This window comes from Rossellomorea sp. QJM3NY_18, assembly GCF_056173145.1.
This window is the reverse complement of record NZ_CM149659.1, coordinates 3,550,933-3,573,763: the sequence shown is the minus strand read 5'-3', so window position 1 is coordinate 3,573,763 and position 22,831 is coordinate 3,550,933. Positions and strand designations below refer to the sequence as shown.

23 protein-coding genes are annotated in these 22,831 nt (G+C 44.6%); 15 read left to right on the top strand and 8 right to left on the bottom strand.

The genetic code is table 11. The annotated features are described in order from the left end of the window. Window positions 1-6: 6 nt before the first annotated feature. The gene (locus AC0VXY_RS18515) at window positions 7-1,218 is read right to left on the bottom strand and encodes an MFS transporter (protein WP_475527900.1); all 1,212 of its coding nucleotides are present in this window, start codon (window positions 1,216-1,218) and stop codon (window positions 7-9) included. Between the two features lie 281 nt (window positions 1,219-1,499). Between AC0VXY_RS18515 and kapD the strand changes: the two genes are divergently transcribed. Next, the gene (gene kapD / locus AC0VXY_RS18510) at window positions 1,500-2,120 is read left to right on the top strand and encodes a 3'-5' exonuclease KapD (RefSeq protein WP_435989471.1); all 621 of its coding nucleotides are present in this window, start codon (window positions 1,500-1,502) and stop codon (window positions 2,118-2,120) included. Window positions 2,121-2,166: 46 nt separating this feature from the next. Here kapD and kapB read toward each other — a convergent pair whose 3' ends face one another. Continuing rightward, window positions 2,167-2,565, bottom strand: a complete 399-nt coding sequence (kapB, locus tag AC0VXY_RS18505) for a kinase-associated lipoprotein KapB (protein WP_435989472.1) — start codon at window positions 2,563-2,565, stop codon at window positions 2,167-2,169. A gap of 242 nt (window positions 2,566-2,807) precedes the next feature. Between kapB and AC0VXY_RS18500 the strand changes: the two genes are divergently transcribed. The 3 genes from AC0VXY_RS18500 (at window position 2,808) to AC0VXY_RS18490 (ending at window position 4,460) form a co-directional block, all read left to right on the top strand. After that, a complete protein-coding gene (locus AC0VXY_RS18500) occupies window positions 2,808-3,398 on the top strand; it encodes a peptidylprolyl isomerase (RefSeq protein ID WP_475527899.1) in 591 nt (196 codons plus the stop codon). A gap of 190 nt (window positions 3,399-3,588) precedes the next feature. Then, on the top strand, window positions 3,589-3,789 hold the full coding sequence (locus AC0VXY_RS18495) for a hypothetical protein (protein ID WP_475526134.1): 201 nt from the start codon (window positions 3,589-3,591) through the stop codon (window positions 3,787-3,789). A gap of 143 nt (window positions 3,790-3,932) precedes the next feature. Beyond that, window positions 3,933-4,460, top strand: coding sequence for a superoxide dismutase family protein (locus AC0VXY_RS18490; RefSeq protein WP_475526133.1), 528 nt, complete (start codon window positions 3,933-3,935; stop codon window positions 4,458-4,460). 55 nt (window positions 4,461-4,515) lie between these two features. On the opposite strand, the gene AC0VXY_RS18485 is transcribed toward AC0VXY_RS18490, so the two are convergent. Together AC0VXY_RS18485 and AC0VXY_RS18480 are read right to left on the bottom strand one after the other, a co-directional pair. Further along, complete coding sequence (locus AC0VXY_RS18485) at window positions 4,516-5,679, bottom strand: MalY/PatB family protein (protein WP_435989476.1); 1,164 nt, start codon at window positions 5,677-5,679, stop codon at window positions 4,516-4,518. A 129-nt stretch (window positions 5,680-5,808) separates the two neighbouring features. Then, complete coding sequence (locus AC0VXY_RS18480; RefSeq protein ID WP_475526132.1) at window positions 5,809-6,717, bottom strand: alpha/beta fold hydrolase; 909 nt, start codon at window positions 6,715-6,717, stop codon at window positions 5,809-5,811. A gap of 179 nt (window positions 6,718-6,896) precedes the next feature. Here AC0VXY_RS18480 and AC0VXY_RS18475 point away from each other — a divergent pair, with 179 nt between their 5' ends. Further along, window positions 6,897-7,397, top strand: a complete 501-nt coding sequence (locus AC0VXY_RS18475) for an Lrp/AsnC family transcriptional regulator (protein WP_034763838.1) — start codon at window positions 6,897-6,899, stop codon at window positions 7,395-7,397. Further along, window positions 7,394-8,563 carry an aminotransferase gene (locus AC0VXY_RS18470; protein ID WP_475526131.1) on the top strand — a complete coding sequence of 390 codons (1,170 nt, stop codon included), beginning with the start codon at window positions 7,394-7,396 and terminating at the stop codon, window positions 8,561-8,563. Before AC0VXY_RS18475 ends, AC0VXY_RS18470 begins: the two co-directional genes overlap by 4 nt. 187 nt (window positions 8,564-8,750) lie before the next feature. On the opposite strand, the gene AC0VXY_RS18465 is transcribed toward AC0VXY_RS18470, so the two are convergent. After that, on the bottom strand, window positions 8,751-9,122 hold the full coding sequence (locus tag AC0VXY_RS18465) for a helix-turn-helix domain-containing protein (protein WP_435989479.1): 372 nt from the start codon (window positions 9,120-9,122) through the stop codon (window positions 8,751-8,753). Window positions 9,123-9,926: 804 nt separating this feature from the next. After that, window positions 9,927-11,255 carry a sodium-dependent transporter gene (locus AC0VXY_RS18460; RefSeq protein WP_475526130.1) on the bottom strand — a complete coding sequence of 443 codons (1,329 nt, stop codon included), beginning with the start codon at window positions 11,253-11,255 and terminating at the stop codon, window positions 9,927-9,929. A gap of 342 nt (window positions 11,256-11,597) precedes the next feature. On the opposite strand from AC0VXY_RS18460, the gene AC0VXY_RS18455 reads away from it, so the two are divergent. From AC0VXY_RS18455 to AC0VXY_RS18440, 4 genes are all read left to right on the top strand, one after another. Further along, window positions 11,598-11,885, top strand: a complete 288-nt coding sequence (locus AC0VXY_RS18455; protein WP_435989481.1) for a spore morphogenesis/germination protein YwcE — start codon at window positions 11,598-11,600, stop codon at window positions 11,883-11,885. 327 nt (window positions 11,886-12,212) lie between these two features. Beyond that, window positions 12,213-12,626: a S1 domain-containing post-transcriptional regulator GSP13 gene (yugI, locus tag AC0VXY_RS18450; protein ID WP_034763847.1), complete on the top strand. Its 414-nt coding sequence runs from the start codon at window positions 12,213-12,215 to the stop codon at window positions 12,624-12,626. A 198-nt stretch (window positions 12,627-12,824) separates the two neighbouring features. Further along, a complete protein-coding gene (gene adh, locus AC0VXY_RS18445; RefSeq protein WP_435989482.1) occupies window positions 12,825-14,345 on the top strand; it encodes an aldehyde dehydrogenase in 1,521 nt (506 codons plus the stop codon). Between the two features lies 1 nt (window position 14,346). Beyond that, entirely contained in the window at window positions 14,347-14,679 is a 333-nt protein-coding gene (locus AC0VXY_RS18440; protein ID WP_098439222.1) for a DUF779 domain-containing protein, read from the top strand. A 149-nt stretch (window positions 14,680-14,828) separates the two neighbouring features. On the opposite strand, the gene AC0VXY_RS18435 is transcribed toward AC0VXY_RS18440, so the two are convergent. After that, a complete protein-coding gene (locus AC0VXY_RS18435) occupies window positions 14,829-16,211 on the bottom strand; it encodes a sigma-54 interaction domain-containing protein (protein ID WP_475526129.1) in 1,383 nt (460 codons plus the stop codon). 419 nt (window positions 16,212-16,630) lie between these two features. Between AC0VXY_RS18435 and AC0VXY_RS18430 the strand changes: the two genes are divergently transcribed. From AC0VXY_RS18430 to AC0VXY_RS18420, 3 genes are all read left to right on the top strand, one after another. After that, on the top strand, window positions 16,631-17,824 hold the full coding sequence (locus tag AC0VXY_RS18430) for an ornithine--oxo-acid transaminase (protein WP_435989484.1): 1,194 nt from the start codon (window positions 16,631-16,633) through the stop codon (window positions 17,822-17,824). A gap of 153 nt (window positions 17,825-17,977) precedes the next feature. Beyond that, entirely contained in the window at window positions 17,978-19,222 is a 1,245-nt protein-coding gene (locus AC0VXY_RS18425) for a Glu/Leu/Phe/Val family dehydrogenase (protein ID WP_258262477.1), read from the top strand. A gap of 213 nt (window positions 19,223-19,435) precedes the next feature. Continuing rightward, window positions 19,436-20,839, top strand: coding sequence for an aldehyde dehydrogenase (locus tag AC0VXY_RS18420; RefSeq protein ID WP_475526127.1), 1,404 nt, complete (start codon window positions 19,436-19,438; stop codon window positions 20,837-20,839). 42 nt (window positions 20,840-20,881) lie between these two features. Here the strand turns inward: AC0VXY_RS18420 and AC0VXY_RS18415 are convergent, their stop codons facing one another. Continuing rightward, complete coding sequence (locus AC0VXY_RS18415) at window positions 20,882-21,118, bottom strand: DUF378 domain-containing protein (protein ID WP_435989486.1); 237 nt, start codon at window positions 21,116-21,118, stop codon at window positions 20,882-20,884. A gap of 202 nt (window positions 21,119-21,320) precedes the next feature. Here AC0VXY_RS18415 and AC0VXY_RS18410 point away from each other — a divergent pair, with 202 nt between their 5' ends. Continuing rightward, window positions 21,321-22,484: an iron-containing alcohol dehydrogenase gene (locus tag AC0VXY_RS18410; RefSeq protein WP_475526126.1), complete on the top strand. Its 1,164-nt coding sequence runs from the start codon at window positions 21,321-21,323 to the stop codon at window positions 22,482-22,484. A gap of 70 nt (window positions 22,485-22,554) precedes the next feature. Continuing rightward, window positions 22,555-22,692 (top strand): hypothetical protein, encoded by a 138-nt coding sequence (locus AC0VXY_RS18405; RefSeq protein ID WP_475526125.1) that lies wholly within the window; start codon window positions 22,555-22,557, stop codon window positions 22,690-22,692. Window positions 22,693-22,831 lie beyond the last annotated feature (139 nt).

The following is a 22,831-nucleotide window of genomic DNA, read 5'->3' as shown; positions in this document are numbered from 1 at the left end:
ACTTTTCTAGTATTCTTTCACATGGCTTTGAGATTCAGAATGATGTATACTCCACCATAATAATCCAAATGCTCCTAAGAATAAAGCACCTGTTACATAAAAAACGGAAGAAATGCCAATATATCCGGATACAATGCCTCCAAAGGCCGGTCCGATCACATTTCCAAGAAATCGGAAGCTCTGATTATATCCAAGGACTTCTCCCTGCATACTCAATGGTGCCTCCTGACGAATGTAGGCAGTGACGCAAGGAATCATACCTCCGATCGCAATTCCGAACAGGAACCGGAAAAGAACGAGCTGCCACAGCTCGACAGCCAGTGCCTGTGGAACGATGAAGATAGAGGCGAGAACGAGAAGGATGGATAAAACCTTTTCATACCCGATATCGTCACCGAGCTGTCCCCATCTTCTCGTCGCAATCAAGTTTCCGAATCCCGTCGCTGAAAAGGCGATTCCTGCTAAAAATGCCAGATTACTAGAAGAGGTGAGTTCATCTACATACAGGGCGAGAAGTGGCTGTATGCTGAAGTTCGCCACTTGAATCAGGCAGGAAAGGATAAGGACCGTCAAGAGTAATTTATGATCAAAGATATGCTGCAGGACTTCTTTACTCGAGTATTTGTTCCGTTGATCCCGTTGTTCCCTGCTTCTTTGTTCATCGATCCCGAGAAGTACGACGGTCGCAGCAGTGGCGATGGCGATGGAAGTGAAGATAAACGTGTAGGAAAATCCCACATTGTCTGCCAACAGTCCTCCAATCACCGGACCGAATAACCCGCCTGATACGGTTCCCATCTGAAGGGTGCCAAGTGTCCTTCCCGCTTCTTCCTTAGGGGTCTGGGAGGAGATGAGGGCCATCGATGTAGGGATGAACCCCGTCACCGCCCCCATGATCCCCCGCAGAATGAACAGTCCCCCAACGGAATGCATAAACCCCATTAAGAAGATGGAAGTTGCAATCCCGTATCCAGTGATGAGAAGGATCGGCTTATATCCAAAACGATCCCCGATCCGACCCCATAGGGGAGATATGAAGAACGCCGTTAAGAATGTAACTCCAAAGACAAAACCTGACCAGCGCTGGACATATTCGTGACTATAAGTGCCAAAGGTTTCAATGTAAAGAGATAAAAAGGGCAGCACCATTGTTGCGCTGGCCGCCACCAGAAAATTGGCCATGAGCATGATGGTTAGATTCTTTCTTTTTTGTGAAATAATTAACACCTTCTATATGTTTTTTTATTTCGTATACCTAAATATTCATTTTATTAAAGATTTGGTCCATAGTCCACTGAATAACATTTATTCGCATGTAAAACCGGGAATTAGTCATAATTTCCTGACTTAGCATGATATAATGTAAGAATAAGAAGTATGGAGAAATGCTGCGCATCGCACAGTTCTCCTTTCGGATGGAGTAAAGAAATACGATTATCCTGAATTTTTTTATTATAAATGAATTGGGGTCTTATCTACATTTTGAGGAGGGAGTATACGTGGCGAAAGCGGAACAGCTTGTGTTTATAGATTTTGAGTTTTCTATGCCGGAACGACATAGGGTCCCCAAAGGTTTCTTCCCTGAAATCATCGAAGCCGGGGTAGTGGTGGTAGAGTTCGGGAAAGTGTCAGATACGTTTTCCTCTTATGTGAAACCGACTGCATTCCCCAAACTGACCAACCGCTGCAAACGATTTTTATCCATCAGCCAGAATGAAGTGGATTCAGGGATATCGTTCCAATGTCTGATTGATTATTTTAAAGGGTTGAATGATTTGGGAGTCGCGAAGGTAGTGACGTGGGGAAACATGGATATGAAGGTACTTCGCGATAACTGCGCGCAGGCGGGCGTATCATTTCCTTTCCAAGCTCAATTCGTCGATTTATCCATGGAATATAAGCGCTTCTTCGGTGATCAGAACCAGACGGGACTATGGAAGGCCGTCCAGGAATATGGAAGGGAAGGTGTCGGAAAGCACCATAAAGCGTTGGATGACGCCCTTACCACCCAGCATATCTACAACCTGGTCGAAAAAGATAAAAAATACCTCGATAAAGCCGCACCCACCACCATCGGAGACAGAATCGACCTCTCGAAATTCTACAACCAGCTTGCATGAAAAGACGGGGACGGACCTTCATTTGAAGGTCCGTCCCCGTCTTTCATTAAAATGTGAGGTTATACATCAGTTCGTATTCCCTTTGAATGGATTGCAGTGTTTCAAGACTCTTTTGCGCGTGTGGGGAACCGTCTGCTTCAAGTTCTTCCTTCAACGTTAAGAATGAATGGATAAGTGTTTCATTGTAATCGGGGATGTCCCCGTCATATGGCTTGACCATTTTCTCCGGCATGTTGGCACGCTCACCGTGGGCAAGTGCTTTCCGTTCATGAAACAAAGGCACGTCCACAGCTTGAGGGTTGTGCAGGTCGCCTTGCCTCGGATGCTTTAAGACAGCCTGAATCTTCACGACAAAGGCACCGGGTCGTTCCCCTGTGACCTCGCCTACATATTTTCCCGTTTTATAAAAAGCTGTGACATAATCACCAATTTGAATGTTTTTCATAAAAAACCTCCTCTAATACATCAATCTCTATTATAATGTAAGCAGAATGAAACTGAGAAATAACTACTATAAAGGTAACATGTGGAGGTACATATATGAAGCGTTTAATGATCGTTACCCTCTGTTTACTAGGTTTAGTTCTTGCCTCATGTGGACAAACAGAAAAGGGAGATACCACTGAAGAAAAGCCAAAAGCATCCGAGAAGCAGAAAACAACAGAAGAATCCAAAGGAGATGAAGATATGACGTATCCTCAGCTGACAACAGAAGTTGCTGAAAACGAAAAATTAGTTGAAATGAAAACATCCATGGGAACCATCAAGATCAAATTATTCCCAGAGCAGGCTCCCAAAACCGTGGAGAACTTCATAAAACACAGTAAAGATGGGTATTACGATGGCTTGAAATTCCACCGGGTCATTAAAGACTTCATGATTCAGGGCGGAGACCCGAATGGAAACGGAACGGGTGGAGAAAGCATCTACGGAGAATCATTCGAAGATGAATTTTCACCGGAATTATTCAATCTTCGCGGTGCCCTTTCGATGGCGAATGCCGGTCCTGATACAAATGGCAGCCAATTCTTCATCGTACAAAAAAGTGACATCGATCCTCAGTTGGAAGACCAGATGAAATCTGCCGGATTCCCGGAACCGATCGTCGATGCCTACATGGAGAACGGTGGAACGCCATGGCTTGATCAAAAGCACACTGTGTTTGGACAAGTGGTTGACGGCATGGACATCGTGGATAAGATCGCCAACGTAGAAGTAGGGGCGAACGACCTTCCAAAAGAAGACGTCGTGATTGAAAACATCAAGGTTGTAAAATAAACCTGAAAGAGCCGTGAACACCATTTTTGTGGGTTTACGGCTTTTTTATATAGGGAAAAAAGAGGTATTTCCTCGGAAATTGTCGGGTGGACGTTCAATAAATCGTTAAAAAGGTGACGATTTGAAGTTGGTTTGTCCTTTAGAGAGTTGTTATAATAGACAAAGAGTTTGTTTTCGAAAGGAGCGTACCATGCTTTCTTCATTTATATTAAATTTATTTCTCTATTTTCCCGAAGATAAGACAGAATATATCCCAGCCGGCATTACGATGGCCATTTTTGTGATTGCTGCCCTCCTTACATTCCGGATCATCCAGAAAGCTTCAAAGCGCGAAGAATTGAAAACGAAGAAAATGGAAGAAGAAGCAAGGGTTCAGAGGAGAACAGAATAGAAAATCGAAACACGCCTCCTGAGCGTGTTTTTTTCGTCCTGATGGATATCCTTCATACGGCAACTCTTCATGGAAATAGGAATAATTTTCACCACAGGAGTCAACAATGGTGAAAGAGTATGCAGAGATGGAGGAAGAGCGATATGAAAAAATTATCCCTATTATATATGGTCATGATCACACTCCTTATAAGCGGATGTGCTATCGAAAATCCGAAAAAGCTAGAAGTGGAAATGAAAAATGAGAACGGTGATTCACTGGGGAATGCCACCCTACAGGAACAATCTGACGGAGTGGAGGTCGCATTGGATCTCGAAGGACTTCCTCCGGGGGAGCACGGAATCCATATACATGAAAAAGGAGTATGTAAGCGGCCGGATTTCGTATCGTCAGGTAATCACTTCAATCCTGACGACACGAAGCATGGACTGCTTCATCCTGAAGGGGCCCACGGCGGAGATCTGCCCAACCTCATCGTGGGGGATGACGGCACGGTGAAGGTGAAGCTCATGGCACCGATGGTTACCTTATCAAAGGGGAAGACATCCCTCTTCACGAAAGAAGGGACTTCACTCATCATTGATGAAAACAAAGATGACGGGATGACACAACCCTCGGGGGATTCCGGTAAACGCATTGCCTGTGGAGAGATCAAAAGCGATAAGAAGTAGCCGTTAAAAAATGTACCAGGTACGAATCGTCCCGATTCGTACCTGGTACATTTTTTTAATTCAATGCGGATCTTAATCTTGTCAGACCATCCATCAGCGTCTCCCGTGGACATGCAATGTTCATGCGGACAAATCCTTCCCCGCCAGGACCATATTTCGTCCCCGGTTCCAAAGCAAGTCTTCCTTTTTCTAATAGTCGATTTTTCAGTTCATCATCTGATAGATTCAACTTCGTGCAATCGATCCAGAGGAGATATGTCCCTTCTGCTTCCACGACTTGCAGTTCAGGCAGGTGTTCTTCAATGAATTCCTTCGTGACGGTTACATTTTCCTGCAGATAATCCAGGATTTCATCCAACCACTCTTCTCCGTGGCGATAAGCCGTTTCCATTCCAATGATGCCGAGTGTATTGAGAGTAAAGAAGCCTTGCTTTTTATGAACGCCTGCAATCTTTTCCCTGATTTCAGCATTTGGAGTGATCATGGCTGAAGCCTGTAAACCTGCAAGGTTAAAGGTTTTGCTCGGTGCAATGCAAGTAATCGTCATATCCCGGAATGTATCATCCAAAGAGGCGAGGGGAGTATGCGTATGATTTTTATAAACCAGATCTGAATGGATTTCATCCGAAACAATCAAGACGTTGTACTTGTGACATAATTCAGCCATTTTGATCAGTTCTTCTTTCTTCCACACCCGTCCGCTCGGATTATGAGGGTTGCACAGAAGGAATAGCTTCACACCTGTTTTAAGGGATTCTTCAAAGGCATGAAAGTCGATGGAATATCTCCCTTCACGATACTGCAGTCGGGCATTGACAATTTCCCTGTCATTATCCTCCACCAGGCTGAAAAATGGAGTATAGACGGGAGATTGGACTAGCACTTTGTCTCCGGGAACAGTGAGTGCCTGAATGATCGTTGATATAGCGGGAACGACTCCGGGACTGTATTGCAGCCAGGTTGTCTCGATTTCCCAGCCGTGGCGTTTTTGAACCCAATCTTTAATGCTTGCCGCTGTTTCATCCCCTACAAATGTGTAGCCAAAGATCCCGTGCTTCAGTCTGTTCCCGAGCGCTTCCAATACAGCCTCAGGCGGAAGGAAATCCATATCTGCCACCCACATAGGCAGGACATCGTCTCTCCCAAACACGGTTTTCGTGAGGTCCCACTTAACGGAGGAGGACCCTTTCCGGTCGATGATTTCTTCAAATCTACTCATTATTCTTTCCCCTTTCGTTTATGTATTTGTAAGTATAATCATATGATGGAAACGAAAAAGATGAAAATGATATGTCTTACCGTTAGTCATTTGATTTCTTTTCCAACACAAGAAAAAAGGGACTTCTCCCTACGTTTCAGTTAGAAGCGTTTGGGAAAGTCCTTTTTGAAATAGAGGCTCTGTCCTGGCCTCATCCGAAACTTCTTCTGGAGCAGCGGAAACAAATGCGTGAATATTTTCCAATACTTCCCTTGGCTTTTCTTCGGGTACAAGATGCCCCGTCTCTTTCAGTACCACGAGTTTCGAGTTCGGGATATCCTGGTTCAGCCTCTCTCCCGTTGATAAAGGTACCACCCTGTCATGCTCTCCCCAAACGAGGAGGCAGGGTGTTTGGATATTTCGCAGGTCATTCACCGAAAGATCTCCTTCGCGGTCCCGTATCATCCTTGTCAGCGCTTTGAAAATATCATCCTCCAGGAAAGGTTTCAAATATCCAAACATCATTTCATCGTCAATCATGGTAGAGTCATGCACGACGTTTTCAAGGTTATTGCGGACACCTGAGCGAGTAAGCCACAGTTTTACGTAAAGATGGAAAAAAGGGATGTGACTCAGCATCGTGACAGGCCAATTCATCCTCTTTAGATATCCTGAACTGCAGAGCAGGACGCCTTTTTCCACTAAGTCAGGGGCCTTTTTCATGACATTCAAGGCGATCTGCCCACCCATGGAATGCCCCGTCAAATGGATGTTGCTTACCTTCAGATGGTCCAGTAAGGCGATGACCGTATTGGCAAGGTTGTCGTAAGAATAAACGAAGTTGTTGTGTTTTCCGCTGTTTCCGAAAGGAGGAAGGTCGATGGAAACGACATTATAATGTTCTTTCAAAAGAGGTGTAAGCCGCCTGAAGCTGAAGATGGATGATAGGAATCCATGAAGAAGGACGAAGGTCTCAGAGGCAGTGGGATGTTCGTGATATTCAAAGTAAACATTGGTGCCGTTCACCTCCACCACTCTGGAGAAATCGTTTTCTTTCATTTTTCCTCACTCCTTTCTGTATTGATTATAGATATTTTACCCCCAATTCCTCATTTCACACCTTGAATTGAAGTTTCTGACATATCCATTCCCTTTAAAGGGGGGAATAGGTTGACTCTTTTCATATACGTGACTTCTGATATAATGAAACCATTTAGTGGGGATGAGGAGGAAGCAAAATGCAACTGAGAGAAATGGAGCTTGATTTAGTAAGGATATTACAGAAGGATGCAAGGATTTCGACAGAAGATTTAGGAAAAATGCTTCAAGTGCCGGCAAAGGAAATTGAGGAAGCGGTTGAGAAGCTTGAAAAAGCGAATATTCTTGTCAGATATAGCTCGATTGTGGACTGGTCGAAAGTGGAAGGCCATGAAGGTGTGACGGCCATGATTGATGTAAAAGTCGCTCCGAAAAGAGGGGTGGGCTTTGATGAAGTGGCTCACCGGATTTACCGGTATAAAGAAGTGAAAAGCGTCTACCTGATGTCTGGGGCGTACGACCTGTCCGTGACGGTTGAAGGGCGGTCCATGCATGAAGTGGCGACATTCGTGTCTGAAAAGCTCTCGACCCTGGATTCTGTCCTATCAACGACCACACATTTTCAATTGAAGAAATATAAGCATGATGGAACGATCTTCGGTGATCATGGAGAAGATAGAAGAATCGTGGTGTCCCCATGACAACCAAGACATCATACATAGCTCAATCAGTTAAGAATTTAAAGCCTTCAGGAATCAGGAAATTCTTCGATCTCGCTGCCAATATGGAAGGGGTCATTTCCTTAGGCGTAGGGGAGCCGGATTTCGTCACCTCCTGGACGGTGAGGGAAGCGGCGATTCTCTCCTTGGAACAGGGATATACCTCCTATACAGCAAATGCGGGACTTCTCGAGTTGAGGGAAAAGATTGCCCGGTATATGAAAGAGGGATACTCGGTTGACTATGATCCGAAAACGGAAATCATCGTGACGGTCGGGGCTTCACAGGCACTTGATATCAGTATGAGGGCCATCATCGATCAGGGTGATGAAGTGATCGTCGTCGAACCGGGCTTTGTTTCGTACGTTCCTCTTGTCCAATTGGCGGGGGGAGTGCCGGTAACGGTCGAAACCAAACCGGAAAATGGCTTCAAGGTCACAGCTGAAGAACTCGAAGCAGCCATCACGCCAAAAACAAAAGCTGTGTTACTTTGTTCTCCGAACAATCCGACAGGGACGGTCCTTGAAAGGGGAAATTTAGAGAGTCTGGCTGAAGTGATCCGGAAGCATGATCTCGTCGTCTTTTCAGATGAAATTTATGCGGAGCTTGCCTATGACCATCACCATGTATCAATCGCTTCGTTAGAAGACATGAGAAAAAGGACCATCGTCATCAACGGCTTCTCCAAAGGGTTCGCCATGACGGGCTGGAGGCTCGGCTATATATGCGCCCCTGAAGAGATTGCTTCATCCTTATTGAAAATCCATCAGTATGCCATGATGTGCGCGTCGACACCTGCACAATATGCAGCAGTCGAGGCACTGGATAAAGGGATGGACGATGTGATGGAAATGAAGAGAAGCTACCGTCACCGCCGTCACTATTTCGTCGACTCCCTGAACGAATGTGGATTAACATGCCACACCCCGGGAGGAGCGTTCTATGCCTTTCCTTCCATTCAAAAGACGGGAATGTCTTCAGAGGAATTTGCAGAAAAACTCCTGATGGAAGAGAAGGTGGCGGTTGTGCCCGGGAATGTATTCGGGAAAGGTGGAGAAGGGTTTATCCGCTGTTCGTATGCATCAAGCATGGAGCAGCTGCAGGAAGCGGTGAAACGGATGAAGCGATTTGTGGAGAATCACGGTTAGGTGGTGAATGAGGGGTGACTGGCACCAGATTCCCGATAGATGCCAGGCACCCTTATAAATGCGCAAAAAAAATAGGACGATACCATGATCGTCCAACAAATGAAAACAAAAGGGGGAATACTTAGAAAGCTTATTTTCAGTTTGACCCCTTTTGTGTTTCTCTATACATCATTTTCAAAAAAAGTTTTTAAGATTCATTTGTTTCATATTTTAATTCATATAGCATTTGCATCACCCTAAGAAAATCCTCTTCTGAGAATTCCTTGGCCTTGCGAAGGATGAGCTTTGTACGCTTGGGACCCAGTTCTTTAATCAGCTGCTCCATTTCTGCATCTATTCCTGCAGGGGGATGGTCTTTCACTTCCCGTTCCATGAGTTCGGAAGCAGGAATATCGAGAACAGTGGAAAGTTTAAGGATCGTCTGGGTATCAGGTATCTGCAGATCAGATTCATATTTCTCAATTGTTTTCGTTCCCAACCTGGCCCGTAAAGCAAGCTCCTGTTGAGACAATCTACGCTCTTCCCTTACTCGTTTCAGATTCTCGCCAAAATGAGACATAACAAAATCCCTCCTCATAAAATGCCTTCTGTATAACTTTAGTTTATCACCAATTGGAAAAAATCAGCTCGATAACCCGTGAACAAAATGTTACATAAATATAGAAGGAGGCTGGGACATAACTAAATCCATTTCTTCTAAAGGCGAACAATCATAAATTCAGTTAGGATTGCTTGCTACACCGCTTTTGATTTCCGTGCAAGACTTCGCTTTCCTCGGGCGGAAGGCGAGCCTCCTCGTCGCTTTTCGCTCCTGTGGGGTCTCACCTATTCCGCTTTTCCCGTAGGAGTCTTCGTCTTGCACTCCAATCAAAAGCTAGATCCTGCTATATATACTGAATGTGCTTTAGCAATGATAATAAAAGGGTCATTCACCAAGTTAGGTGTTATTCGTATACAGACTGTAGTTTTAGAAAGAGTATTTGTATAAGTAACGGTTAAGGTCACTGCCACTAATAGAATAACAGTTGATGTATGCAATGGGTGAAGCGATCTCGACATTACAAAGTGATAGTGAAACACTTACGCTTGGAAGTTGATTGGAGCGGAAGGTGCTCGACTCCTGCGGGAAACGCGGGAAAGTTGAGACCCCGCAGGGCAAAGCCCGAGGAGGCTCAACTCACGCCCCGCGGAAAGCGAGCACCTGGAGCGGAAATCAACCACTACTTACTACATCTTAAAGCAACGACGTTTACGTAAACACCCAATGAAAAATCCGAACGATTTCGATTTTCAAAAAAGAATTTCGAATAATCGTTCGGATTTTCTTTCAACTAAATACTTTTGTCCCAGCCTCCTCCATTCATTACGATATGAAAACGAGTATGATCGCTACTGGTACGATGTAGCGCAGGAGGAAGATCCAGCTGTTGAATAAGCTCCCGGAGATGGATGAACCGGATTGAAGTTCATTCCAGACGTCCTCACGTTTCAATCGATAGGATACGAAGATGGAAATGAGTAAAGCACCTACAGGCAATCCGAAGTTACTCGTAATATAATCAGCGAAGTCAAAGAAGTTCTTTCCTCCGATAAGAAACTCATCGAATACACCAAATGATAGAGCGCTCGGGATTCCGGCAATGAAAACAAGGATCCCGATCAGCCAAGTAAACGGCACTCGTTTGTTCTGATTCCCCTTGGACAATGCAGCGACCCCGATCTCTAGGATGGAGAAAGCGGATGTCAAGGTGGCAAACAGTAACAGGATAAGGAACACCGTTAAGAATATCCCACCGAATGTAATCTCATTGAACACGGCAGGAAGGACCACAAAGGCAATCCCCGGCCCTTCATCCGGCTTGAAGCCGAGTGCATATACGGCCGGGAAAATCACCAATCCTGCGAGTAGGGAAATAAAGATATTCAGACTTGAAACACTGATGGCGGACCTGGGCATGCTGTCCTCTTTAGATAGATACGATGCATACGTCACCATGACGGATAGACCCACCGTTAAAGCAAAGAATGCTTGTCCCAGTGCGAGAAGGACCGTCTCTCCATTCAAATAACTCCAATCCGGGAGTAACAGGAAGCGGACACCTTCCATCGCACCATCCAATGTCAGGGATCTGATCACCAGAATAATAAATAAAATGAATAGTGCAGGCATCATATAACGACTGGCACGTTCAATCCCTTTTTGTATTCCGCCCTGTACGACAAGAATGGTGATGACGATGAAGGCGAACTGAGCGATCAGCACTTCTTTTGGATTCGCTATGATGCTTTCAAACAGAGCACCATACTGTTCTTGCGATTTTCCAATCAGAGAGCCCGTCACACTTCTTGCCAGATAGGAAAGAATCCATCCTCCCACCACACTGTAAAAGGATAAGATGATGAACGACACCACCGTCCCCAAATAACCGATCCAGTGCCACCGGGAATGAGGGGCCAATATTTTATAAGAAGTAACAGCATCAGCCCCGGCACGCCTGCCAATGACAAATTCAGCGAGAAGAATGGGGGTCCCAATTAAAACAGTAAAAAGTATAAAGAGCAAGAAGAATACACCCCCGCCATTCGCACCGGCCATATAAGGGAATTTCCAAATCGCGCCCAGGCCGATGGCAGACCCTGCCGCAGCCAGAATAAAGCCTATCTTAGAAGTCCATTGATCTTTCTTGGCCATACCTAAGATCCTCCTTTCAAAAAATAAGATTTTTCAATCGTACTATGTTTTAGTACCTCTGTACACCGGATTTTTTAATTTTCAATAAATGGGGTAAAGGACAGGAAACGCTATTCAATGAAGAAAGTAAACTGAATGACCGCGTTTCATTTCCATTTATTATGGATGAAAACGCTTAAAAACATTACTTTTCAACTAATTTTTAGAAAAGAAGCCAAAAACAAGGCAAATAGACTGGAAATTTTCTGAATATGTAGTATACTAATTGTAACAAAACGTTCACAAATTATTCTTTTTTTCGCCATAATTGAAAGCGTTTACTACAGAAATGGAGGGATTGAAATGGATGTCTTTCTAGTATACCTATTCGTCGCAACGGCAACTCCACTTTTTCTTTGGGTCGAACATCGTAAATGGGCGGTTCTTCACATCCCATTCGTTATAGCCTTATGGTCAGTGTTTATCTATTATGTAGCCGTACCTGAATTCGGAGGCTGGGGACATGTAACCTTATGGAGTCTGTTCGTGGCAAATCTTGCATTCGCACATATCGCAGCTTTCATGTTATATGCTGTTCCATTTATCCAAAAGCAAAGAAAGAAAAAATCAACGACTGTCAAGAACTTTTAGTCTGACCCATTTTTAATTGGGTTGGGCTTTTTTTTGCACTGCGGATGATTTCATATAATCGAAAGACTGACAATATATAGTAGAAGGAGAGCGGTATTGGAACATCCCGCATCTTTCAAAACAAAAGGTACCGTAAAGCACCGGATTCACTCTGTTTTAATAAAATGAATAATTGGGAAGCATAACTAGTGAGAATGCAATTATAGACGGATGATAGGATGTAAATGAAGGAGCAAATAAAATCTCTTTGCCGTATTCCCGATTCTATGATATAATCTACAATTGCGTGTAAAGACGAAAAATAATATATATACTAGGAGTGTTACCATGACTACAAAATTCGAAACAGGAACTGTTGTAACAGGTAAAGTTACAGGCATTCAACCATACGGTGCGTTCGTTGCACTTGACGAAGAAACTCAAGGATTAGTTCATATTTCTGAAATCACTCACGGATTTGTTAAAGACGTTAGTGAGCACCTTTCAGTAGGCGACGAAGTAAAGGTTAAAGTATTATCAGTGGACGAAGCTGCTGGTAAAATCAGCCTTTCTATCCGTGCTACAGAAGAAGCTCCTGCTCAACAAGCAAAGCCTGCAGCAGCGAAAAAACCTCGCCGTCAAGGTCAAGGAAGTGTGAAGCAAGCTAACGAAGAAACAACACCAGCTGGCTTTAACACTCTTAAAGACAAGCTTGAAGAGTGGATCGAGCAATCAGAACGTGAAGATCTAATCAAGAAATAATTGATTATAAATAAAGACCAGCCTTTTTACAGGGCTGGTCTTTTCTTTGTTTACCGAAGTATTGAAAATATGATCGTAAATTAACGAAAAATAAAGAATTTTTTAACAATATACTTGTCCGTACCTCCCGGATGGCATATAATGAAAAATGAAAGCGCTTAACATGGTAAAAAATACATAAATACAGGAGGATCTTAGATGCTTTATAATAATCCGAATACGGAAGGGTCATTGGTACAATTTAAAGACAAATATGAGAACTTTATCGGTGGGGAATATGTACCGCCTGCAAGCGGGGAGTATTTTGAAAATGTATCACCGGTAACGGGGAAGGTCTTCACAAAAATCGCCCGTTCAAACAAAGAAGATGTTGAAAAAGCATTGGATGCTGCCCATGCAGCAAAAGACGCATGGGGCAAAACCTCTGTCGCAGAAAGATCGAATATCTTAAATAAAATTGCAGATCGTATAGAAGAAAATCTGGAAATGCTGGCTGTAGCTGAAACGTGGGATAATGGAAAGCCTGTCCGTGAAACAATGGCGGCAGACTTACCATTAGCGGTTGACCATTTCCGTTACTTCGCAGGGTGCATCAGAGGCCAGGAAGGATCCTTAGGAGAAATTGATAATGATACGGTTTCCTATCACTTCCATGAACCGATAGGGGTTGTTGCGCAGATCATCCCTTGGAACTTCCCGATTCTGATGGGGGTATGGAAGATTGCTCCTGCCCTTGCTGCAGGAAACTGTGTCGTATTGAAGCCGGCAGAACAGACGCCAGCTTCCATCATGGTTCTCGTTGAACTGATAGAAGACCTTCTGCCTAAAGGTGTATTGAACGTGGTTCAAGGGTTTGGTGTGGAAGCTGGGAAACCTCTGGCTCAAAGTAAGCGTGTTGGCAAAGTAGCCTTCACGGGTGAAACGACAACAGGCCGCCTGATCATGCAATATGCTTCACAAAACATCATTCCTGTTACATTGGAGCTTGGTGGGAAATCACCTAATATCTTCTTTGAAGATGTCATGGATCAGGATGATGACTTCCTGGATAAAGCAGTTGAAGGTTTTGTCATGTTTGCACTGAATCAGGGAGAAGTGTGTACCTGTCCTTCAAGAGCACTGATTCAGGAATCGATTTACGATAAGTTCATGGAGCGCGCAATCGAACGCGTAAAACAAATCAAGCAGGGGAACCCATTAGATACAGATACTATGCTTGGTGCTCAAGCTTCCCAAGAACAATTGGATAAGATTCTTTCATATATCGAAATTGGGAAAGAAGAAGGGGCAGAATTACTCATCGGTGGGGAACAAAATACACTGACTGGGGATCAGGAAACAGGTTTCTATGTGAAGCCGACCGTATTTAAAGGAAACAACAAAATGCGTATTTTCCAGGAAGAAATCTTTGGACCCGTTGTTTCCGTTACAACGTTCAAAACGAAAGAAGAAGCCCTTGAAATCGCCAATGATACTCTTTATGGACTAGGAGCAGGGGTATGGACGCGTGACATGAACACGGCTTACCGTTTCGGTAGAGAGGTTCAGGCAGGACGCGTATGGACCAACTGCTACCATCAATATCCGGCACATGCGGCATTCGGAGGCTACAAAATGTCCGGTATCGGTCGTGAAAATCATAAAATGATGCTGTCACACTATCAACAAACGAAGAATTTACTAGTCAGCTATAGCCCTAAAGCGTTAGGATTCTTCTAAAATGGAACAGCGACTAGAGGCGACAGAACAAGCTCTCCAGCTGATTGAAACGTTAAAGGGCAAGCACGGCGCCCTTTTGTTCCATCAATCCGGTGGATGCTGTGATGGCAGTTCCCCTATGTGTTTGAGTCAAGATGATCTGATCATCGGTGACAGTGATGTATTGGTAGGTACTGTAGCCGACTGTCCTTTTTATATGAACGAACAACAATATGAATATTGGAAGCATTTCCGGATCATATTGGATGTAAGAGAAGGCAGAGGGGGAGTATTCTCCCTCGAATCCACGGAAGGTGTACGCTTCATTACGGATTCTAAATTGATGAAAGTGTGAGATTTACACTTTTAGAGACAGTCTGTTTTACAGGTTGTCTCTTTTTTTTGGGATAAATATCAACCGTTCTACATAAAATGACAAGTTTCGCCCACCCCCGCCCCACAAAAAAACCACTCCCCCTATAAGAGAAAGTGGCCTCTAACCAATCAAAACGAATTCCGCTCGATCCCGTACTTCCGTATCCGGTACTGCAGGTTCTGTCTGCTCATCCCCAGGGCTTTCGCGGTCTTGGTGATATTAAAGTCGTGGTATTTCAATGCCTTCTGAATATAATAGGTTTCGGCTTCCTCCATGAAAAGCTCCAAAGGCTTGATTTCCGTGCCTGATTGATAGAGGAATTCCGATTCATCCTGGCTTTCGTCACCTGTTGCCGTATGATGGATCCTCTGCCTGAATCCGAATGGAAGATGCTTGTATCCGATTTCCTCCTCAAACCCTACGAGGTTGAAGGCACCTTCCATGACATGCTCGAGCTCCCTTACGTTCCCCGGCCAGTCATACTGCTGGAAAATCTCCCTCACTTCGTCGGATATCCCCTTGATATTCATGGCGAAATGATGGTTGAACTGGTTGATGAAATAATCCACAAGCTCAGGAAGATCTTCTTTTCTCGAACGGAGAGAAGGGATGAAGACGGACACGATGCTCAGACGATAATAAAGATCCTTCAATAACCGCCCTTCTCCAATGGCGTCGATCGGATCCTCGTTCACCGTTGCCATCACCCTGACGTCAAATGGGAGGTCCGTCCCTCTGGATAGGAAGTTTAACAGTTTCTCCTGAAGGGAAGGGGTTAGTGAGTTGATTTCGTCGAGGAGGAGTGTTCCTCCCTGTGCCTGTCGGAAGAGAGAGGGACGGTGATGTTCAGGGTCTTTCCCCTCTCTCTTGTCATGAAAGAGAATTTCTTCAAGCATGGCATCACGTAAAGAAGAGCAATTCTGGGTGATGAAAGGACGATTGGCACGGGCGCTGTCGTTGTGAATGCTTTGGGCGAACAGTTCCTTTCCGGTCCCTATTTCGCCGCAGATCAGGACTGGGGAGGAGGTCCGCGTCGCCTGCTTTCCTGTTTCCACAGCGTCAGTGAGACGAGGATGATGCCCTATGATGCTGTCAAACGTGAAGAAACTGCTGGGCTTTTTATGTATGTGATCCCTCATCACCTTCTCGAGTTTAGTGATGTCCCTGGCAATTTCGATGGCTCCGATCAGCACCTCATCGTGAAAAATCGGGAAGGTGTCATTCATCGTCGTGATTTCGATTCCGTTCATATTAAAGTAGGTCTGCTTGACATTAAGGGTAGGTTTATTTGTTTTCAGTACCTTTAAAAGGGTGCTTTCTTCCTCGGAGTGAAATTGAAAAACATCCAGCAGATTTTTATCGAGGACGTCTTCAATTTCCATTCCTTCGATCTCGCGCATCTTGCGATTGTATATGATGGTCCTTCCGGTAGAATCGATGACATGGACGCCTGATTCGAGATGTTCAGCGACTTTCTCGTACATATGCAATCGTTTTTCAAATTCCAGCATGCTGTCTCTCTCCTCTTTTTAATCGTAGGTTCCTACTGCAAAACGTATCGTCTATTGAACATTTTTTGTGAGAATTTCCCATGCTGACGTGGATGGGTGCGAGCCCCCAGCTCTGTGGGATTCGCAAAAAGAGTGGAATTATAAAAAATTTTTAAAAAACTCTTGAAAAACGCAACCATCTTTTGCATTATTATAAGTGTAAGGGTTTTCTAAATGCAAATTTTTTTTGCGTGCTTGTGGAGTAGGATGAATAAAATCTTTCTTTAAGGGAGCAGACCGGGATGATTCTCTGCTTCACCTTCAAGTAAAAACAACATCAGTAACACGTTAAGAGTGAAAACGGGAGTGGCCTTTGAATACAAGGGCTCCATCCTTTTATAAAAAAGATAAAGTTTTAGAATATGTAAGGAGGAATCAGTATGACAGTAAGTACGCATTCGATTATTGAACAAACAGAAAAGTATGGTGCCAAGAATTATCTTCCACTACCAATCGTTATTTCAGAAGCGGAAGGTGTCTGGGTAAAGGATCCTGAAGGCAATAAGTATATGGATATGCTCAGCGCCTATTCAGCGGTCAATCAGGGACATCGTCATCCAAAGATCATCCAGGCGCTGAAAGATCAGGCAGACCGGGTGACACTGACGTCACGCGCGTTCCATAATGATCAATTAGCACCTTGGTATGAGAAGATCTGTCAGCTGACAGGTAAAGACATGGCTCTTCCGATGAATACAGGTGCCGAGGCTGTGGAAACGGCGATCAAGACGGCTCGCCGCTGGGCATACGATGTAAAAGGGGTTGCCGAAAACAGTGCAGAAATCATCGCCTGTAACGGAAACTTCCACGGCAGGACGATGACAGCTGTATCCCTTTCTTCAGAAGAGGAATACAAGCGCGGCTTCGGTCCGATGCTTCCGGGTATCAACCTGATTCCTTACGGGGACCTAGATGCGTTGAAGGAAGCGATCACACCAAACACAGCGGCGTTCCTCATCGAACCGATCCAAGGGGAAGCAGGGATCGTATTCCCTCCAAAAGGATTCCTGAAAGCGGCTTATGAACTATGTAAGGAAAATAATGTCCTTTTCATTGCTGATGAAATCCAGGCAGGCCTGGCCCGTTCCGGAAAAATGTTTGCATGTGAGTGGGAAGATGTCAATCCTGATATGTACATCCTCGGAAAAGCACTGGGAGGGGGAGTCTTCCCGATTTCGTGTGTGGTTGCAGATGAAGATGTGCTGGGCGTATTCAATCCAGGTTCCCATGGCTCGACTTTCGGAGGGAATCCGATGGCATGTGCGGTGTCCGTTGCCTCCCTTGATGTATTGATCGATGAAGATCTTGCAGGCCGTTCCCTTCAAATGGGAGAATACTTTATGAGTAAACTTCGTGAGATAGATAATCCTATGATTAAGGAAGTTCGTGGCAGCGGATTATTTATCGGGGTGGAACTGACAGAACCTGCCCGCAAATACTGTGAACAACTGAAAGAAGAAGGACTGCTATGTAAAGAAACTCATGATACAGTCATCCGTTTCGCCCCGCCGCTGGTCATCTCACAAGAAGACCTCGATTGGGCCATCGAAAGAATCAAAAAAGTACTGTCTTGATAACACCGGCAGGCTGAAAAGTTTTTTTCTTGAATAGCCTTGAAAACGCTTGAAAATAAAAATTATTTCTTTCCCAAGTCAATGGTTTAAGATACGGTAATATGTTACAATAACAACGTTTCAGATCACATAATAAAGAGGCGAATGTTTACAATGGGAGAAAACCTTAATCTGTTTACTTCTACACAGCATGTCATCAATGATGCTTTATCAAAGCTTGGATATACGGAAGAAATGTATGAACTTCTGAAAGAGCCGATCCGTATGTTGACCGTCCGGATCCCTGTCCGAATGGACGATGGCAGTATCAAAGTTTTTACAGGCTATCGTGCACAACATAACGATGCAGTAGGTCCAACTAAGGGTGGCGTACGATTTCATCCTGAAGTGGATGAAGAGGAAGTTAAGGCTTTGTCCATGTGGATGAGCTTGAAATGCGGCATTGTGGATCTGCCATATGGTGGAGGGAAAGGCGGGATCATCTGTGATCCTCGAACGATGTCCTTCACAGAGCTTGAGAAGCTTAGCCGCGGCTACGTACGTGCCATCAGTCAGATTGTCGGGCCGACAAAGGATATCCCGGCACCTGATGTGTACACAAACTCTCAGATCATGGCTTGGATGATGGATGAATACAGCCGTCTTCGTGAAAATGACTCACCAGGATTCATTACGGGAAAACCGATCGTACTTGGTGGTTCCCAAGGTCGTGAAAAAGCAACAGCTCAAGGTGTGACCATCTGTATCGAACAAGCAGCAAAGAAACGCGGCATCGATATTAAAGGTGCACGCGTCGTCATCCAGGGATTTGGTAATGCCGGAAGTTTCCTTGCAAAATTCATGAATGATGCCGGTGCGAAGGTCATCGCGATTTCCGATGCCCATGGAGCGCTCCATGATCCTGCCGGTTTGGATATCGATTATCTGTTGGATCGCAGGGACAGCTTCGGGACCGTAACGACCTTATTTGAAAACACGATTTCAAATAAGGAATTACTGGAACTCGAGTGTGATATCCTTGTACCTGCAGCGATTTCAAATCAGATCACGGAAGAGAATGTCTATGATATTAAAGCATCCATTGTGGTAGAAGCTGCAAACGGACCAACTACCTTTGAAGCAACACGAATCCTGTCAGAAAGAGGGATCCTCCTGGTGCCGGACGTACTTGCAAGTGCCGGGGGAGTAACGGTTTCTTATTTCGAATGGGTTCAGAACAATCAAGGGTACTACTGGACAGAAGAAGAAGTAAACGAGAAGCTTTATGCTAAACTTGTGGAAGCTTTCAACAATGTATACGAAACATCTCAGAACCGTCGAGTGAATATGCGACTAGCCGCATACATGGTCGGCGCACGCAAAATGGCTGAAGCCTCAAGATTTAGAGGTTGGGTGTAACGATCGCATGAATAAGAAGAACGTATTCTCATTTTATATGAGGTACGTTCTTTTTTTATTTAGAGGAGTTCCCGAAATGAATGTAGAAATGATTAGAAAGCGGCGGTATAGGGTAAAATCACTGAAAATGGGCTTAGGTATATGTACATTGTTGCACGGAATTTTTGTTCTTATGTTTAAACTTATAAACATTAAAGATTCGGAGGGAAACAAATGTCGACTGAATTCTTCATAGAGGAAGCTTCTCTCGAGGCGATAGAAGCAAGTCTTCAACAGCACAAGCAATTTTTCAAGTCCGGGGTGACCCGTCCCCTTCAATACAGGAAAGATTTATTAGAAAAATTCTCGACTGTCATAAAAAATCATGAAACAGAAATCATCAGTGCCTTAAAAAAAGATTTGAATAAATCCGAGATGGAAACGTATGCGACGGAAATCGGCATCCTTCTGGAGGAGATTCGATTCGTCCTTAAGAATATCGATGAGTGGGCAGAACCGAAAAAAATGAAAACGGCTAAAACCCATATTGGATCAAAGGCCTATACTGTACCGGAGCCATACGGAGTCACCTTGATCATCGCCCCGTGGAATTATCCGATCCAGCTCGCACTGGCACCCGTTATCGGAGCGATTGCAGCTGGGAATACGGCGATCATAAAACCGTCGGAGCTCACCCCGACGACTTCTGCATTACTCGCTCAAATGATCAACACACATTTTGATCCAAGGCAGATGTTCGTCATAGAGGGCGGAGTGGAGACGACCCAGAATCTTCTCAAGCAGCCTTTTGATTATATTTTTTTCACCGGGAGTGTGCCTGTTGGGAAAGTGGTGATGGAAGCCGCCGCCAAGCAGTTGATCCCGGTCACCCTTGAACTGGGCGGGAAAAGCCCGTGTATTGTCGATGAAACGGCAGATATACCTCTTGCCGCCAAGCGTATCGCTTTCGGGAAAGTGACAAATGCAGGACAGACTTGCATCGCACCGGATTATTTATTTATTCATAAAAGCAAGAAAGATGAATTTATCACTGAATTCAAGAAAACCGTGATTGACTTTTATGGAACAGAACCGCTGCTCAGCGATAAATTCGGAAGGATTGTCAACGAGAGGCATTTCAATCGTTTGACGGGCTATTTAGAAGACGGGGAAATCCTTTTGGGAGGCAATGTGGATCCCGGCACCCTGAAAATCGAACCGACGTTAATGGAGCCGAGGGATTTTTCGGTGCCTGTGATGCAGGATGAAATATTCGGACCGATTTTTCCTGTCATAGAGTATGAAGATCTCGATGAGGTCATCGATTTTGTAACCGAGCGGCCGAAACCTTTGGCACTATACCTGTTCACGGAAAACCCCATCACGGAAGAGAAAATCAATGGATCGATTTCCTATGGGGGCGGTTGTGTAAATGATACCCTCATGCACATTGTAACGCCTTATCTTCCTTTCGGCGGGGTAGGGGAGAGTGGAATAGGAAATTATCACGGGGAATCCAGCTTTTCGACCTTTTCCCATTATAAGAGTATCTTGAAGCAGACGACGAAGTTCGATATGAGCTTCCGTTATCCAAGCGGACGATTCGGGATGCAGATCATCAAGAAGTTGTTGAAATGATAAAAGGTGACCCGGGGTGGGTCACCTTTTATATTGGGGTCCTTAATATCTGGTTGGTTCTGTACGAGGTTCTCTTTCAAGCTCTTCCGTCGGTTTGAATAACAGACCAAGATTGATGAGGCCTGCAATCCCAACTAAACCGTATACGATCCTGGATAGAGCTGCATCCTGTCCGCCGAAGATCGCTGCAACAAGATCGAATTGAAAGAAACCGATAAGTCCCCAGTTGATAGCACCAATGATCGTAAGAACCAAGGCAATGCGTTGAATACCACTCATGTTGTTTTCCTCCTTTTAGTTCAATGGCTCATTCATAAGTTTCCCCGTAAGCTCATTCCTATTCAAATTGCCCATAGTAAAATTTCCTTGTGCAAGTTCTTTGCAATTTGGGGATGATATATTCGATAATAGAAAATGTGCTAGGAACATTTTGGGTAACGAAATAAATCGGCCCTTACAGAATACAAGGAGGTAACAAATAATGAATGACTTTACATTTTACAATCCGACTAAATTAATCTTTGGTAAAGGACAAGTAGAACAATTGAAAGAATTGGTGCCTCAATATGGTAAAAAGGTGCTTGTCGTTTACGGCGGGGGAAGCATCAAGCGTAACGGACTATACGATCAAGTGATGTCAGTGCTTAAAGAGATTGACAGTGAAGTATTTGAATTATCCGGAGTCGAGCCGAATCCACGCCTTTCTACGGTTAGACGAGGAGTGGAAATCGCTAAGGAGAAGAACATCGACTTTATCCTGGCCGTCGGCGGCGGAAGCGTCATCGATTGTACGAAAGCCATCGCTGCAGGCGCAAAATACGATGGAGACGCATGGGATCTTGTAACGAAGAAGACGTTTGCGAAAGAAGCTCTTCCATTCGGAACGGTTCTTACTTTGGCTGCGACGGGTTCTGAAATGAATGCCGGATCGGTTATCACCAACTGGGAAACAAATGAAAAATATGGTTGGGGAAGCCCGGTGACATTCCCTCAATTCTCCATCCTGGATCCGGAAAATACGTTTACCGTACCAAAGGATCACACCATCTATGGCATGGTGGACATGATGAGTCACGTGTTTGAACAGTATTTCAATAATGCTACAAACACACCGCTTCAAGACCGCATGTGTGAATCTGTTCTGAAAACAGTGATCGAAACAGCTCCGAAGCTGATCAATGATCTTGAAAACTATGAGCTTCGTGAGACGATACTGTACTCAGGTACAATTGCACTTAACGGAATGCTGCAAATGGGTTATAACGGTGACTGGGCAAGCCATAACATCGAGCATGCCGTGTCAGCTATATATGACATTCCACACGCAGGTGGACTGGCGATCCTGTTCCCGAACTGGATGAAGCATAACCTGAAAGTGAACCCATCACGATTTGCCCAAATGGCTGAACGCGTATTCAACGTCGACCCAGCCGGTAAATCGGAAGAAGAAGTGGCCCTTGAAGGTATCGAAAAGCTTCGTGGATTCTGGTCAAGCCTGGGTGCACCATCCCGCTTGGCGGATTATGATATCGATGACAGCAAGCTTGACCTGATGGCAGATAAAGCCATGGTCAACGGCGAATTCGGTAACTTCAACAAACTGAACAAAGAAGACGTGCTTGCGATTTTAAGAGCATCTTTATAAGTTAATGGGGAGGGACGGACCTTGTGAGGTCCGTCCCTCTTTTTGTAGTGGTTTGGGAGTAGGTGTTGGGATGAGATTTGGTGAAAAAAGTAAAACGGCTGGTTTCTGTTCAGTTTTGGCTGGATTATGGGGTGAATCGGCTAGATTCGGTGGCGTTTTGGCTGGATTAAGGCATGAATCGGCTGGATTCCTGACCATTTCGGCTTGATTTTCCCCGAAGACAATCCAAGCCACTTCCCATTTCGTCCTATCTACCCTTTTTTCCTCTGCAGATTCCAAAAATATTGTGTTTTCTTCCCAGTAATTAGGGGAACATAAACAGGTGAGGGTGGGCATAAATAAAAAGT